The 15,594-nt window shown below is 58.9% G+C and carries 14 protein-coding genes; 5 read left to right on the top strand and 9 right to left on the bottom strand.

Features of this window, described 5'->3' with window-relative positions; all coding sequences use genetic code 11:
* Positions 1–8 precede the first annotated feature (8 nt).
* Positions 9–1,162 (top strand): IS3 family transposase gene (locus tag OF122_RS03610; protein WP_408636244.1). Its coding sequence is split into 2 segments (ribosomal slippage): positions 9–285 and positions 285–1,162, totalling 1,155 coding nucleotides; the frame shifts between segments, so codons are not numbered across the junction.
* Between the two features lie 269 nt (positions 1,163–1,431).
* Here OF122_RS03610 and OF122_RS03615 read toward each other — a convergent pair.
* The 5 genes from OF122_RS03615 to OF122_RS03635 all read right to left on the bottom strand — a co-directional run bounded on the left by OF122_RS03615 (position 1,432) and on the right by OF122_RS03635 (position 7,623).
* Entirely contained in the window at positions 1,432–2,766 is a 1,335-nt protein-coding gene (locus tag OF122_RS03615; protein WP_264226475.1) for a reverse transcriptase domain-containing protein, read from the bottom strand.
* A 52-nt stretch (positions 2,767–2,818) separates the two neighbouring features.
* Positions 2,819–3,055, bottom strand: a complete 237-nt coding sequence (locus OF122_RS03620; RefSeq protein ID WP_264226476.1) for a helix-turn-helix domain-containing protein — start codon at positions 3,053–3,055, stop codon at positions 2,819–2,821.
* 96 nt (positions 3,056–3,151) lie between these two features.
* Positions 3,152–3,829: a hypothetical protein gene (locus OF122_RS03625; protein WP_264226477.1), complete on the bottom strand. Its 678-nt coding sequence runs from the start codon at positions 3,827–3,829 to the stop codon at positions 3,152–3,154.
* On the bottom strand, positions 3,826–5,133 hold the full coding sequence (locus OF122_RS03630; RefSeq protein ID WP_264226478.1) for a tyrosine-type recombinase/integrase: 1,308 nt from the start codon (positions 5,131–5,133) through the stop codon (positions 3,826–3,828). Before OF122_RS03630 ends, OF122_RS03625 begins: the two co-directional genes overlap by 4 nt.
* 366 nt (positions 5,134–5,499) lie before the next feature.
* Positions 5,500–7,623, bottom strand: coding sequence for an ATP-dependent DNA helicase (locus tag OF122_RS03635; protein WP_264226479.1), 2,124 nt, complete (start codon positions 7,621–7,623; stop codon positions 5,500–5,502).
* Between the two features lie 233 nt (positions 7,624–7,856).
* Between OF122_RS03635 and istA the strand changes: the two genes are divergently transcribed.
* On the top strand, positions 7,857–9,383 hold the full coding sequence (gene istA / locus OF122_RS03640; RefSeq protein ID WP_264224548.1) for an IS21 family transposase: 1,527 nt from the start codon (positions 7,857–7,859) through the stop codon (positions 9,381–9,383).
* Positions 9,373–10,164, top strand: coding sequence for an IS21-like element helper ATPase IstB (gene istB / locus OF122_RS03645; protein ID WP_264224549.1), 792 nt, complete (start codon positions 9,373–9,375; stop codon positions 10,162–10,164). Before istA ends, istB begins: the two co-directional genes overlap by 11 nt.
* A 53-nt stretch (positions 10,165–10,217) precedes the next feature.
* Here istB and OF122_RS03650 read toward each other — a convergent pair whose 3' ends face one another.
* From OF122_RS03650 to OF122_RS03660, 3 genes are all read right to left on the bottom strand, one after another.
* Positions 10,218–10,547 carry a hypothetical protein gene (locus OF122_RS03650; RefSeq protein ID WP_264226480.1) on the bottom strand — a complete coding sequence of 110 codons (330 nt, stop codon included), beginning with the start codon at positions 10,545–10,547 and terminating at the stop codon, positions 10,218–10,220.
* Positions 10,544–10,741 (bottom strand): hypothetical protein, encoded by a 198-nt coding sequence (locus OF122_RS03655; protein ID WP_264226481.1) that lies wholly within the window; start codon positions 10,739–10,741, stop codon positions 10,544–10,546. Before OF122_RS03655 ends, OF122_RS03650 begins: the two co-directional genes overlap by 4 nt.
* A gap of 102 nt (positions 10,742–10,843) precedes the next feature.
* Complete coding sequence (locus OF122_RS03660) at positions 10,844–12,001, bottom strand: tyrosine-type recombinase/integrase (RefSeq protein ID WP_264226482.1); 1,158 nt, start codon at positions 11,999–12,001, stop codon at positions 10,844–10,846.
* A 219-nt stretch (positions 12,002–12,220) separates the two neighbouring features.
* On the opposite strand from OF122_RS03660, the gene OF122_RS03665 reads away from it, so the two are divergent.
* Both OF122_RS03665 and OF122_RS03670 read left to right on the top strand, forming a co-directional pair.
* Complete coding sequence (locus OF122_RS03665; protein WP_264226483.1) at positions 12,221–13,660, top strand: DUF6880 family protein; 1,440 nt, start codon at positions 12,221–12,223, stop codon at positions 13,658–13,660.
* A gap of 89 nt (positions 13,661–13,749) precedes the next feature.
* Positions 13,750–14,061 (top strand): hypothetical protein, encoded by a 312-nt coding sequence (locus OF122_RS03670; protein WP_264226484.1) that lies wholly within the window; start codon positions 13,750–13,752, stop codon positions 14,059–14,061.
* Between the two features lie 444 nt (positions 14,062–14,505).
* Here the strand turns inward: OF122_RS03670 and OF122_RS03675 are convergent, their stop codons facing one another.
* On the bottom strand, positions 14,506–15,579 hold the full coding sequence (locus OF122_RS03675; RefSeq protein WP_264227592.1) for an ABC transporter substrate-binding protein: 1,074 nt from the start codon (positions 15,577–15,579) through the stop codon (positions 14,506–14,508).
* Positions 15,580–15,594 lie beyond the last annotated feature (15 nt).

Below are 15,594 nucleotides of genomic sequence, written 5' to 3' on the forward strand. Positions count from 1 at the left end.
GATCAGAGATGTCGAAACGAAAGCAGCATTCGCCCGAGTTCAAGGCGAAGGTCGCCCTGGAAGCATTGAAGGGCGAAGAGACGGTATCGGAATTGGCGAGCCGGTTCGGTATCCACCCCACGATGATCCACCAATGGAAGCGGGCGTTACTCGAAGGGGCATCGGGTGTGTTCGAGCGTGGCGGGCGCAAAAAGCCAGAGATTGACGATGAACAGGTCAAGGATCTGCACGCCAAGATCGGAGAGCTGGCCGTCGCCAACGATTTTTTGTCACGAAAGCTCAAGCCCTGGGGCGGGAAGTGAGACGGGGGATGATAGAACCTGATCACCCCGTTCTCTCGATTGGCAAGCAGTGCACGCTGCTGTCGCTCTCGCGTTCCTCGTTCTACTACACGCCGAAAGGCGAGACCGAGATCAACCTCGCGCTAATGCGCAGGATCGATGAGCAATTCCTGGAGACACCCTTCTTCGGAGTCCGGCAGATGACCTGGCACCTGCGCAATGAAGGGCACCTGGTGAACGAGAAGCGCGTGCGGCGGCTGATGCGGCTCATGGGGCTGATGCCAATCTACCAGAAGCCCAATACCTCGAGACCGGCCAAGGGACACAAGGTTTGGCCGTATCTTCTAAAGGGATTGAGGGTGGAACGTCCGAACCAGGCCTGGGCTGCGGACATCACGTATCTTCCGATGCGCCGGGGCTTTCTCTACCTGGTGGCCATCATGGACTGGCACACCCGCAAAGTCTTGGCCTGGCGCATCTCGAACACGCTGGAGGCAGACTTCTGCATCGAAGCATTGAACGAGGCGGTCCACAAGTTCGGCCCACCCGAGGTCATGAACACCGATCAAGGCAGCCAGTTCACGTCCTTTGCCTGGACCGATCGGTTGCGACGAATGGGAGTGCGCATCTCCATGGATGGCAAGGGGCGGTTCCTCGACAATATCTTTGTCGAGCGGCTCTGGCGCACCCTCAAATACGAATGCGTCTATCTGCACGCTTGGGAAACTGGATCACAGGCTCGTGCTGGCGTCCGCGACTGGATGGAATTCTACAATCATCGACGCCCTCATTCCGCCCTTGGCGGTAAACCGCCTGCCGTGATCTATTGGCAGCGCATTGAGCAAAACCAACCCGACCAGCAGGTGCAACGAGTAGCTTAATTTACGCCGAAATCTGTCCAGCGATTGGGGGGTAGCTCAGATACGCGAGTTCTTTCATTTGCCCGAGAAGGATCTTTCGCCGCGAAGGGACGCAATGGTGGCGCAAATCAACGCTAAGCTCCTAGCGTTCTCGGAGCAGAAACTGGAAACAGCGCTTGAGGTCATCAGTGCACTGGAACGCGCGCGATAGTCGCGGCGATGTGCCAATATAAGTCCCCCTATGGCTGTGACATCCATTGCCAAATTGCCGCGCAAACAGTTGGCCGTAATTAGTTCGTGAGGAAACGCCAGCGCTGCAAAAGAGCAGGGTCATACCTTCGCGCGCATTCACTGCGGATCGTGGTGGAAAGCACAGGGTTTATTTTGCCTGCATGCTGAATTGCTGATCGATAAACGTAGGCGTCTATGTGTTCTGATACCCCATGTGCTGCTGTCCAAGATCTAAGATAATTGAGCAAATGCAGCACTGCAGCCTCCCGGCGCTCTGGTCTCACCCAGGATGATGTACGCGTTAGCTTTACCAACTGCTTGGTCCTCTCCTGGAATTTTTTTCGTGCCTTTTCAGAGGGGGAGATGTTGGTCGTTCCGCGCCGTTTCCGTATCTGGAAACCAAGGAAATCAAATCCGTGGTCATATCTTCGGACCTTCTTATATGGGTGCTTCAGCCTGAAATAGCCGTACGAACAGCGCTCAAGTGAACGCTCCAAGGTTCTCTGCACCGCTTTCACATCATGCTTCGTATTTCCCAGCACGGCGATGTTATCGGCGTAGCTGATGAAGGCGTCCTTGCAGTCTCCCAATGCGACTGCATCGGTCAGCAACAAGGCTACAATGAACTCAGCGATTGCTGATGAAAGAGGTGAGCCTTGGGGAATACCCGCACGGCTTAGAAAGGTTAGGCTGACAGGATCCGTCCTGGGGATAGTGTGGACATTGTCAACGATGTTGAACGTGTCCGCTAGGACGGTGGAAAGAATGACTTCCGTAGGTAGTGGGAGCCATTCCGAAATGGCCGTTGCCGCATCCATACCGCGGCGAAGGCGACCATCAGGGGCAGCGCCGACGTGCAGGTAGAATTCGCGAATATCGCACTCAAGTGCGAACTTTGCCGAACCTTCCACAAATCGGTCTGCAATTTCTAAAGCCGCACGGTCCCTGCCCAACCGTTCAAACTGAGTTGGACGCAGGTGAGGCTCGATAAACGGCCGAAGTGCCATGACGCAAAGATATTGGCGTGCTTTATGGCGAAGGCCAAAGCTTAAAATTGGTCGATAGCCGCGACCGCCCTCCTTCTTCTCAATTTTCAACCTGACTATCTCGTCATCAGCCTGCCAAACGTCTAGTTGATCGGCAAGCTCCACCAAGAAGGTCCGGTGCACTCGATACTTTGGCTTCAGCCGTCTATTGGCCATATGCAGCGCAACCAGCTTGGCTGCGCGCGAGCGCATGAGGACCCGTTGTTTTTGCATGGCTTTCCCATGTTTCCCGCGTTCGACATTCTTTCGTAGGCTCTCGATCAGCCGGCCGGTCTGCTTATATGCCTGGCGTATCGCAAAGCGCGCGCGTTGATCGAGGTTGCTCGGACGTGGTGCACCCGGGTTCATCATTCACCTCCAAAGGTGATTGCTGAAAAAATTAAGGGTAGGGAAGTGGAGCTCAGCGCTTGGAGATCGGCTGAATTTCTTGCTCGGCCAACCATTGTTTAAAGCGGTCGACGTTGTAAAGGACGCGATGCCCCATCCTGGCAAAAGGTGGCCCTTTCCGGGCAGTGCGCCATTTCGCGAGGGTGGTGGGATGCACCCCCAAGCTTGAAGCGAGCTCCTCTGTGGTCACATAGCCTATAAGAGCGCCGGATGTTTTATGGGCAATAGGTTGCCGTCTGTTGGTATTCATTGTCGTTAGCCAGCGTTTTGTTGGTACTGACTAAACATCTACTGGCCGTGATTGGCGTTGGCACGGACATTGTTGTCTGCACTGGTGTCCGTAGTGTTACTCCAGCGTCCGCTTTGCGCGCCGCGCTACCATGCGCTCTTCGTCACGGCGTGATCCCTTTTCTATCTTCCCTTCTGCGCCGTCGCTTTCTGCGTCTGTCCTTACAAGCTCATCTTCTTTAAAGAGCCGGTCGACACCTCTTCGGTTGCTCTCGTTGTCGATGGGCAGCTCGTCATAAGCCTGATATCTTGTCATCCCTTCATTATTGGCCATGAGCTTCCGTACGCCCTCATAATCGGCACGATGTATGGCCGGCCTGTTGAATTTCCCGGTTCCATCCTTCATTTGGTTTCGTTCTGAGTTGGTCGCGGTCCGGACCTCTTCGGCAAAAGTTACACACCTTCGCAATGCCCATTGGGGAATGCCGTCGGACGGTCTGGTAAGGCCGTCGCCGCTGGGGGCGTCTGAAATCGCATGGCCTATAGCCGCGACAGCGTGGAGGACGTCCTCAATCTCGTTTGCGAATTCAAAACAGGCTTGCATAGCCCATTCTGGGATTTCGTTAGTCCATCGAACTTCCCCGTTCGCCTGACGTTTGCCTAGTCCTGATTTGCCTATGGCTATTGCCGCATACCGGATGTCTCCGGTTTCTCCCCATAATCTGCGCGCGTCCGAGTAAGCATCCCTGTCGAGCGCTCCCTTTGCTCGCGGCCCATGATGTTTTTCATCTTTCATCGCTGCTCCCCCCGGGTACTATCGCCCCTTGCATTTGAGTATACCTGCCCGACAAGTTCCGTTGCTGCCCGCAGGGGATCATCGGCCAGGTGAGCGTATCTATGGGTCGTCTGAGACTGTGTGTGACCAAGCAGGGCCCCGATGAGCGGAAGTGAGGCGCCTTTTCCCACCAGCAGTGACGCGTAGGTGTGCCGAAGGTCGTGAATTCTGACATCAAGAACACCGTGGGGTATGTTGGTGACGAATTGCTGTGCGGCAGATAGGACTTCGGCTATTTTAGGCTGCCGCTGGAGCTCTTGTTCCAGCGTTCTGATAAGCGCCGCGGACTGAGGATGCGCTCTCCATAAAGCAACCGTTGCCTTTTCACGCACTGATTGCCAACTGCGCTTGATATCGGTGAGCGATTGGTCAGGTGTACGACCTGGAAAGACAAAGCGTTGGGACGTTTGCTCAGATTTGACCCGCCTGAGCAGCTTGAGGGTTTCGGTACTAATTGGCACGCGGTGCTGTCGCTTCTGTTTGGTATGGTGCGAGGGCTTGGTCCAAATGCCTGCCTCCAGGTCAAACTCTCGCCATTCGGCTCGCAGCACCTCACCTTTGCGGGCGCCAGTCAGCATCAGCAATCGTATCGCGTCGGCGCTGACACGCTCGGATAGGCTGCCCAGAGCGTCTGAGATGGCTTTCATTTCCGCGTCGGAAAGGAACCGCTCCCGAGGGTGCTCCAAATTCTTCCGCACTCCAACCGCAGCGTTCTTTTCAATCCACCCCCAGCGAATGGCCAGGTTAAGCGCCTTTCTCAGAACCTCAATGGTGCGGTTGGCTCTAACCGGACGGTCCTGCGATACCCAACGATGCAAGGCGTCGACATCATGAGGTGCGAGCTCTTCCACTTTGATTTTTCCCATCCGGGGGAGGATCAGTTTTTGCCACATCGCATCGTCGTCCGCCGCAGAGCGCGCGCGCTTGCTGGGCAAGTGTTCTTGAGCGTATTTCCGATACAGGTCGTAGACCGTCGGTGCGGTACGTGCCCTATCCTTTATTTCTAGTGGATCAATGCCTTGATCGATATTGCGCCTCAGTTCGGCAGCGTACGTCCTGGCTGCCGATACCGACCATTGGGGATATTGCCCAAGAGTGGTCCGGCGCTCCCTGCCGTTGATGCGGTAGTTCAGAACAAAGGATTTTGCTCCGGCCTGTGTAACTCGAAGTCCGAAACCGCTAAATCCATCGCAATAAATTATGCGACTGCCTTTGCTAGGCGGCTCCGCGTTCTTGGCAATCTTGTCGGTAAGCCTATCTGCCATGTGTCCGCACTATGTCCGCCAATAGTTGACCATCTGATGCGCTACTATGCCAACTGACGCCATTTGATGCCAGCAAATTTCACTATTTTACTCAACTGTGTAAGTGAAAATCGCTGTTATTGGGCGACCTCCCGGCCAGAGATGGCTGCGGGCTCATAACCTGAAGGTCGTAGGTTCAAATCCTACCCCCGCAACCAAATTCCTACGCGTTTCCAAACCCTTAAGTGCCGCCCTCCGGGGCGGCGTTTGCGTTTGCGCAGCCCGTGGAAGCACTGTGGAAGCAAGAGGGAAGGAAGTCCTTCATATCGCTTCGTAAATCGGTGCCTGCGATCAAGCGCTCTCCCTTGTGCCATACCCTGTGACAACTCAAAGATCGAACACGTCACGCACCTGTTGCCTGATCTTGGCGGAGTCGATCGCGCCGTCTAGGCGGTTCTCTGACGTCACAAGGCGTTCGCCTTTATCGTTCTCGGCGCCGTTCGGCTCTAGCCCCAACACCTCGTCGTACCAATTGAGTTTCTTCGCCCATCTGCTCACGTAGGTCGGATCCGACAACATCCCTAGATGCTCCCAATAGACCGTCACGCCCGTTGCCGGGTCTTCGGCCGTGAAGTCAGGATAACGCTCGATCCCGTCGGCACCGCGAAGTGCCTTCTCGTATTGATAGTCTATGCCCTCCGCGTTGAGTGCATCCGCCACCACAACCTCTGAGATCGAACGAACAAGTTCGCCCCGTGCCGTGCGATGGATCAGGCCACGTTCAAGGAACGCCCCACTCGGATCGGCCAGCATCTCCGGCGCAGCAAAGAGGTTAGTGTAGCGTCGTGCGACCTCCGAATACCTGGAGGATGTGTATGTTCTGAGGTCCGAGGGTTGCCCCTGCACGAACAGGACGACGCCGTCGACCTGACGGGTCAGGGCGGTGTAGATCAACTCCCTGCTCAAGATGAAACAGGGCTGCGGTATCACGACGAACACCCGGTCGAACTGGCTGCCTTGGCTCTTGTGAACGGTCAGTGCATAGGCGAGTTCGAGGGCCACGGTGCCATCGTCTCCGAAGTCCCCCGGCCAATAGACGAAGGTCCTTCCTGGCTGCGTCCCAAATTCCACGTCTAGACGCTCTGGCGTTCGCCCATTCCAACGGTTGCCGAACCGCGTCTCACCTACGACAATTCCAATTTCTCCGTTCGATACCAAAGCCCTCTCGCGGCCGAGTACGCCTCTCAGGGCATTGGTGGTCGACATCACCTTGTCGCCGTAGATGATCCGCTCCGCTCCATTCGGGCGCGGGGTGCGTGGGCGGCGCGCTTCCGCAAAACGTAGCGCTTGCTTCCGGAAACGCTCGTGGAGGAAGCGGTTTAGTTCTTCGACCCCGTGTCCCTTGCCACGAACGGGTGTCAGCAATTGCCATGCCTCGCAGCGCTCCGACGCCCCCAGCCGGTTTCTTTCCGGCCACGCTGCGTTGAAGAAGACGCCGCTCTCACTGGCGACACCCCCGAGCGAGACCCCGAAGCCTCGTTCGTCCTCGTCGGTTGCGATTTCCGGGACGTGTTGGACGAGTGCCTCCAAAAGCTGGTCCTTAAGTTCCTCATCTGTCTGCCAGCAGCGAACTTCGACATGGCCGTCGGTCTCGCCGAGGGTCATGCGAGCCCAGATCTCGTCGGCTCCGGGATCTGGCGCTTCGTCGGTGAACCACGAAGCCAAAAGCAAGTCGTCACGACCTTTGTTGCCTTTGCCGGTCTGTCGGCGATGTACCGTCAGCTCTGTGTAGCCGGGCCCCACACGAGGGAACGGTGGCTCTCTATCGCTGTCCCATGGCCGGAGCACTCTCGCTAGGTCCACGAGAGGCCGCCCGGCCCCGATCGGCGGGAGCTGTCTGTGGTCGCCTACAAGGATGACCCGCTTCGGCCCCTTGAGCGCATCGAAGACTGCAGCAAGCATGTCTTCCGTGACCATCGAAGCCTCGTCGATGATCACGGTCCCAGCGCTCTCGACTTTTGGGGCGTTCGAGAGGCGATACTGCTGCGTCTCCGGGTCGAAGCGATCGGGTAGCAGGAATTGCGCGATGGTCAGAGCCTTCAGCCCCTCAATGTTCCTTTGCATCTGAACTCGTGCCTTGCCTGTCGGTGCAAGCAGCAGGATTCCGTCGCCGCGCACTTCCGGCAGATCGCAAAGCATCTGGAGTAGCCGAGTTTTGCCTGTCCCGGCAGGTCCAAGGAGCAGCGAAAAACGCGCCGAAAAGAGTTCTTCGAGCGCGGCTGCCTTTTCCCTCCGCGCCAACTCCTCGACCGCAGTCTCGTCATGGTCGTCGGGCATTTCGCCAAGCGACTGATTGACAAGGTCTCGCCACGCGTGACCCGTCTCATGTCGCCGGCCTTTCCTGCGTCGGCTCACCTGCTGGCGAAGTAGATCGTCAATCTTCTGTCTTTGGCCGAACTGCCAGGCGCGGGTTCCATCTGACAACGATGCGTCGACGATCACTGGTGCCATGACTGGATCCAACAGCGGCAACAAGTCCGTGCTGGGCCGACAAGGCGGGTCGAGTTCGAGCTCTCGGATCCCCTGCAGAACCTGATCGACAGGCAGCAAAGTGTGGCCCCTCGCCTCTGCTGTTGATTTCCGCTGAGAAGTGACCCGGTTCAGGGAGATTTTTCCACTGAGAAGTGACCCATGTTTGAACGCTATCCTGCTCGTTTTGGGCGGGAGATTTAGGAGTGTTGGACATGGCGTTTTTGAGCGTTATCCGGCGCTGGCATTTCCGGGACGGTTTATCGATCCGGGAGATTGCGCGGCGCACGGGCCTGTCCCGGAATACCATTCGCAAATACCTTCGGACCGATACGGTTGAGCCGAAGTTCCAGGTTCCAGATCGGCCAAGCAAGATCGATGCTTTTGCCGAGAAGCTGTCAGGCTGGCTGAAGGCCGAGAGCCGCAAGCCGCGCAAGCAGCGGCGCACCATCAAGCAGATCCATGCTGATCTGGTGAGCCTCGGTTTCGAAGGCTCTTATGGTCGTGTGGCGGCCTTTGCCCGTCGATGGAAAGAGGAACGCCAGCGCGAGCAGAATGTGAGCGGCAGGGGCGTTTTCGTTCCTCTTGTTTTTGAGCCTGGCGAAGCTTTCCAGTTTGACTGGAGCGAGGATTGGGCACTGATCGGGGGCGAGCGGATCAAGCTCCAGGTCGCCCATACCAAGCTCTGCTACAGCCGGGCCTTTATTGTGCGGGCCTATCTGCTCCAGACCCACGAGATGCTGTTTGATGCCCACAACCATGCCTTCCGAGTTCTGGGCGGCGTCCCGCGCCGGGGCATTTATGACAACATGAGGACGGCCGTGGACAAGGTTGGCCGTGGCAAGGCACGTCAGGTCAATGCCCGGTTCTCGGCCATGGCCAGCCACTTCCTGTTCGAGCCCGAGTTCTGCAACCCCGCTGCCGGTTGGGAAAAGGGTATGGTGGAAAAGAACGTGCTCGATATGCGGCACCGGCTTTTCCAGCCCTTGCCACGTGCAAACTCGCTCGATGAGTTGAACGTCTGGCTCGAGCAGCGCTGTGTGGCTCTATGGGAAGAGATTGCTCATGGCGCGGAACCGGGTTCGGTTGCCAATTCCTGGTGCATCGAGACGCCGTATCTGATGACCGTGCCGCGGGCCTTTGACGGGTTCATCGAACATACCAAACGGGTCTCGCCCACCTGCCTGGTTCACCTCGAGCGCGTTCGCTATAGCGTTCCGGCCTCGTTCGCCAACAGACCGGTCAGCGTCAGGGTCTATCCGGACCGCATTGTCGTTGTCGCTGAAGGCCAGGCGATCTGCGAGCACAAGAGGATTATCGAGCGGCATCATGGGCAGGGTCACACCGTTTATGACTGGCGCCATTATCTGGCGGTGATCCAGCGCAAGCCCGGTGCCCTGCGCAATGGTGCACCCTTTGCCGACATGCCCGATGGATTCCGGCAACTTCAGCGCCACCTTCTGGGCAAACCCGGTGGCGATCGTGAGATGGTCGAGATCCTGGCTCTGGTTCTCCATCACGACGAACAGGCGGTGCTGGCCGCGGTCGAGATGGCGCTGGAGGCCGGGGTGCCCACCAAGACCCATATCCTCAACCTGTTGCACAGGCTGATCGATGGCAAGCCGGGAACGGTGCCGCCAGTCAGGGCACCGCAGGCCCTTGTGCTGGGCAAGGAACCGCAGGCCAATGTCGAGCGCTACGATACCCTGCGCGCGGACAAGGAGGTGCGCCATGCGTCATGATCCGGCAAGCGCGGCCCTGATCATCATGCTCAAGAGCCTCAAGATGGCAGGCATGGCCCAGGCAATCAGCGAACTCACCGAACAGGGATCTCCGGCCTTTGAATCGGCCGTTCCGATCCTCTCACAATTGCTCAAGGCCGAGATGGCTGAAAGAGAGACGCGATCCATTGCCTATCAGCTCAAGGTGGCGCGCTTTCCAACCTACAAGGACTTGGCTGGCTTTGATTTTGCCAGTAGCGAGATCAATGAGGCCCTGGTGCGCCAGCTTCATGCCGGCGCCTTTATCGACAAGGCCGACAACGTGGTGTTGGTGGGCGGGCCGGGAACCGGCAAGACCCACATCGCCACGGCACTGGGCATTCAGGCCATCGAGCATCACCGCAAGCGGGTTCGCTTCTTTTCGACCGTCGAACTGGTCAATGCGCTGGAGCAGGAAAAGGCCCAGGGCAAGGCCGGGCAGATCGCCAACCGGCTCATCCATTCCGATCTGGTGATCCTTGATGAGCTCGGATATTTGCCCTTCAGCGCTTCAGGAGGAGCATTGCTCTTCCATCTGCTGAGCAAGCTCTATGAGCGCACCAGCGTCATCATCACCACCAATCTCAGCTTTGCCGAATGGGCCAGCGTATTCGGCGACGCCAAGATGACGACCGCGCTGCTCGACCGGCTGACCCATCACTGCCATATCCTCGAGACCGGAAACGACAGCTTCCGGTTCAAAAACAGCTCGGCCCAAACCGTCAAAACCAAAAAGGAGAAAACACCCGGCTTGACCACCTGACCAATCCCAAATCATATCCATGAGGCGGGTCAATTCTCGGTGAAAATACCGGGTCACTTCTCAGCAGAAATCAACACCGGAAGAACTTCGGGACGCAAATGCGGATGGCGCGCCAGCAACCCAAGAGCAACCATCATGTGCGTCTTACCACCACCCATGGCTTGGGTAAGCTCGAAGACCGCTTGGTCTGATTTCCCGGAGAGACGCAGCATGCCCTCCTTGAAGAGCTGCTCCATTCCGTGCGTTACGAAGTTACGGGCAAAAAAGTCGCGCCCGTCACCATTATCAGCGATCAAGTCAGCGAGGTTTTCGATGCCCTCAGCCATCCGATAATCCTTGATCACCGGATTGAATGTGCAAGCTTGCTTGACTGTCTTGATCACTTGGACTGCTCCCCACGCTTCGTCTCTTCCGCAGCGTTTGGGACCGTATGACCGTGGCGACCGCAATAGTCCAAGATCATGACTTCGACCATGTTGGCCAGCGACCGATGCTCTTGTTCGGCCGCATTCCGCAGCGCGTCCTTGAGGGTTGGATCGAGCCTCAAAGTGAGCGTTGCCGTCTTGTTGCTGGCCATCATGGGGATCCGCATGTGCTGCAAAAGTAATGCAGAGTGCAGTATCGCACGCTAGCGCGTCACGGGAAAGCCCTGAAACCTGTATGGATTGATCCCTTCCGCTCATCCCGCAAGCGCATCTTTGAGGGACGCAGCCACCGCGTCGGCAGCCATCCGCACAGGTTCCGCCGCGAGATGGGCGTAGCGGGCGGTAGTCTGGACTTGCGTGTGGCCGAGGAGCTTGCCGATCATCGGCAAACCCTGACCCGAGGCCACGGCCGTGGACGCGAAAGTGTGGCGCAGGTCGTGGATGCGCACGTCCTTGACACCAGCGCGGGCGCGCACGCGCTGCCAGAAGGGCTGCAGATCACTCAGGCGCTTGCCCGGCAGGGTGCCGAAGATGACCCACGGGTTGCCTTCGATGCGCTGGGCGTTGCGGAGCAGCTCGACGGCCGGCTGTCCGAGATGGACGACCTTGGCGCCCGACTTGGAGTCCGGCAGGCGCAGAACACGCTCGGCCAGATCGACGTGCGCCCATTGCAGCGTCATGATCTCGTTCAGCCGACAGCCGGTCAGGATGAGCAGGCGGGCGGCGAGAATGGCCGAGGGCAGTTCGATCCCCTCCGCCTCCATCTCGCGCAGCACCTCACCGATCCGGCGCAGTTCCGCCGCGCTGAGAAAGCGCTCGCGCTTCTCCTCGGGGTACTTCCGGATGTGCTTTCGCGGGTTGGTGCCATCCGGCCGCAGCCCCCACATCTCGGCGAGGCTGAACATTTTCGAGACCACTTCGAGGCAGCGGTTTGCCTGATAGGGGATGTGGCGCAGGTCGTGGTGGAACTTCGCCACGTCTGCCCGGGTGATGCCCGTGACCGTGATCTGCCCGAGCGCGGGCAGGATGAAGCGTTCGAGGTTCCGGCGATACTCCTTGGCCGTGCTCGCCTTCACGCGGATCGCGATGTGCTCCTTGTCGAACCGCTCGGCCAGCTCCTTCACCGTGATCGCCTTGCGCCCCGCGTCCCGCTCGGCGGCGGGGTCCGCGCCATTACGCGCCGCAGCGACAATGGAGATGGCGCGGTTGCGCGCCTGCTCGCAGGTCAGGACCGTGCTGGGCCCGAGGCTGATCCGCCGGGATCGGCGTCCGGCGCGATACTGGACCACGTAGCCCTTGCGCCCGCTCGGCAGCACACGCAACCCGAAGCCAGGGATCTCACTATCCCAGACGAAGTATTCGGCGGAGCGGGCTTCTGCGGCGTCGACGAGGCGTTTGGTGATCCTGGGCATGGCGCTCTTCGGTGGTTCTTTCGCCGTTCCACAGTGCTAAAGCGCGGGCGACAGTCAACGAACACATTGAAATTGCGAAGAAAAAAGAAGTGGCTCGCATTTCCGCGCAGGGCGTTTCGGCGCACTGGCGCGCGAAATCGACGAGCCCAGCGAATCAGAACGCAGGTTCCGCACCCCGTGGACCGCTGTTAGGCTCGGGGAAAAGAAACTGGCGATCCGATGGCTTCCAAGACCACCCTCAATGCGAAGAACCTCGAAGCGCTGGGCGCCGAGCGCCTGGCGCAACTATTGATCGAGGTCAGCACCGGCAACGCGGCCGCCAAGCGCAAGCTGCGGCTCGCGCTGGCCGGGGCCCAGAGCCCGAGGGAGGCGGCGCGGGAGATCACCAAGCGGCTGACCAGCATCGCCCGCGCCCGCAGCTTCATCACCTGGAAGAACCGCAAGGCGCTGGTCACCGATCTCGAGACCCAGCGTCGCGCCATCGTCGAGCAGATCGCGCAGGCCGATCCGGACGAGGCGCTGGCGCTCATGTGGCGGTTCATCGCGCTCGCCACGCCCGTCTTCGAGCGTTGCGACGACTCCAGCGGCACTGTCATCGGCATCTTCCACCAGGCCTGTGCCGATCTGGGGCAGCTCGCGGCAACGGTCCGGCCTGATCCGCAGGCGCTCGCCGGCACTGTTCTCGATGCGCTTCAGGACAACGGCTATGGCCAGTATGACGGCCTGATCGGCATCATGGCACCCGCGCTCGGCGACGAGGGGATGGCGGCCCTGAAGGCGATGGCCGAGGATCTCGGTCGCTCGCCTGTGCCGGTTCCGCCGAAGGACCAATGGAAGGCGGTGGGCTGGGGCCCAGGCGGCACCAGCTACGAGCACGAGATGCGGGCGCGCGAGCGCGCGACCACTGTCGCCATGGCGCTCAAGGACATCGCGGACGCGCAGGACGACGTCGACGGCTTCATCGCACAGTACGATCCGAAGACCCGGAAGGTGCCGCAGATCGCGGCCGAGATCGCGCAGCGTCTCCTCGCGGCCGGCAGGGCGGTCGAGGCGCTGGAGTTCCTCGAGCGCGCGGAGCTCGGCGACGGGTTGCGGGTTCCGCTGGCTTGGCAGGACATTCGGCTGCAGACGCTGGAGGCGCTGGGTCGCGGCGAGGAGGCGCAGACGTTCCGGTGGGACTGCTTCGAGCGCACGCTCTCCGACAGCTACCTGCGGGCCTATCTCAAGCGGCTGCCCGACTTCGACGACATCGAGGCCGAGGAGCGAGCGATGGCGCACGCCATGGCCTATCCGAGCCTTCTTCACGCCCTGCAGTTCTTCCTCGACTGGCCGGCGCTGGATCGCGCCGCCGAACTCCTCGTGGCCCGGCACGATGAGATCGACGGAGATCACTACGAGTATCTCGCCCCCGCGGCGGAGGCCCTGTCAGAGCGTCATCCGCTGGCCGCGACGCTGGTGCTCCGCGCGATGATCGACTTCACGCTCACCAGATCCCGGGCGAAGCGGTATCGCTATGCCGCCGAGCACCTGGTCTCCTGCGCCCGGCTCGCGCGGGACATCCCGGACTTCGGGGCGTTCGAGACGCACGACGCTTATGTCGCCCGGTTGAAGGAGGAGCACGACAGGAAGTTCGGCTTCTGGTCGCTCACCGCCGCCTGATGGTCCTTCTGCCGACTTTGTAGTTGCGAAGATGTACGGCCGGTTTGTATTCAGTGCGTGAGGTTCAAGCAGTCGAGAGGCAAGAGAAAATGGAAATCGAACAAGCGCTTATTGCTTCCCTTGAGAAAGCAATGAAGGAAACAATTGATGAGAAAATTGGTGATGCAGTAAAGGATTTTGAGCTCAATGTCGGCTATATGCATAGCGCGCTCGCTCAGAATCTAGAATCGGGCGCAAAGTCTGCGATGAAGGAAGTCATCGAGCAGCAAGTCGATTTTTCGCGGCTCATCACAAAAGAGCTCATAACCACGGCCATGGCTGCTGCCATTAAGGAGATCGTGGAAGAACAAGTCGACGTTTCGAAGTTGATCACACAGGATCTGGTCAAAGGAACTCGCTGAATGGACTGATCAGCGGTCGGACCAGTGTGTCACGAAGGCCATTTTGTGGTCGCTTGACGTGCTACCGGAAAATCAGGTCTCGGCCCCTTGGAAGCATTGTGGAAGCACGAGGCCGAAAAGCGCGGCGTAATTCCGACAGATTGTGCGAAGCGGAGCCCCGGCTCCGGGATCGGCAAGTGTCGGAAACTGCGCAAGAACTCGCGTTGCCGAGTGATTGTTCATGTTTCGTTCGACACGACTCATAACCTGAAGGTCGCAGGTTCAAATCCTGCCCCCGCAACCAAAAACAAAAACCCTCGCTTGGAACCATCGGTCAGCGGGGGTTTTGTTTTGTGCCGCCGTACAAGCTGCCACTTCAATAGAATTGATCACCTAACTTTGCTGGTCCAAACCGTCACCTCGGTGGCGGTAGTGTCATAACAGCAGCTGCTTGTCGTCTTACTCTTAAGGTGCTGTCCGAGCAGTCGGGGCCTCGGCGGTCGCACCGCCATGCATGGCGTCGTTCCATTCGGCCAGAAATCGAGCACGTTTGGCTTGATCGAGCGTGACCAGCAGGGCCGGGCTGAGGTTTATTGGTCTGTAAAATGTTGCTCCGCCAGATTGGTCGGCGGCAATTACGCCCGCGGGTGGCGGTCGGTCGAAGCCGAAAAAGAATGAGGATTCCGCGGCGACGCCCTGACCTCGAGAGCTGAGCAGGTAATCAATGAAGCGCCCTGCGGCATCGCGATTTGCGGCATGGGGTGGAATGAGCGCGGCGCGCGAGAGCACGATTGTGAAGTCGTGGGGCAGGACGATCCCGATGGGCGCTCCGTCCCTCTTGCGTCCGTAGGCGTAGGACCCAAGTAGATTGTACCCGATCAACAGTTCGCCGGTTTCGATGCGGTCCAGGATGCCGCCGGTCGTAGGCTCAAGAACGGCGCGAGCGCGTCCAAAACCTTCCAGTAGCCGCCCGAACAGGCTCGATTGCTGGGAGTCGAAAAAAGCAAAGAGATAACCGATACCCGACAGGGTAATGTCATAGGTGCCGACCTTACCATCATAGGTGCCAGGCTTGTTGCGCAACAACTCGACAAGGGCGTTTCGGGTCAGCGGGATATCTTCGGATGGCACCAGACTGGAATTGTAAACAATAACGGCCGGTTCAAAGGAAAATCCGAAGGCCTCATTTCGCAGATTTGCCCAGCCCGGCATATTGGCCGTGAGGGCGGATTCGTGATGCTGCGCGCATCCGTCGTTGGTCAGACGCGCGATGTGATCGACCGATGATGATATGACGATATCGGCAAAGCCCCTTCCTGCGGAGCAGGCCTCCATTGCTGCCGCAAAGACGTCATTGGTCAGCGAATCCGCGTATTCGATCGTGATATTCGGCTCAATGCGTTGGAAATCGCGAATGAGCGGTTCGATCGCGGCAATATCGGCGGATGCCTCTATGACGAGCGTTTCAGTCTGGCCAGCAGGGGCAGGGAAATGATATTCCTCGCGGGCCTCTAGCGGCGCGACGAAACTCGCGAACATCGCGCTCAACAATAG

The sequence above is a fragment of the Pelagibacterium flavum genome (genome assembly GCF_025854335.1).
GTDB classification, from domain to species: domain Bacteria; phylum Pseudomonadota; class Alphaproteobacteria; order Rhizobiales; family Devosiaceae; genus Pelagibacterium; species Pelagibacterium flavum.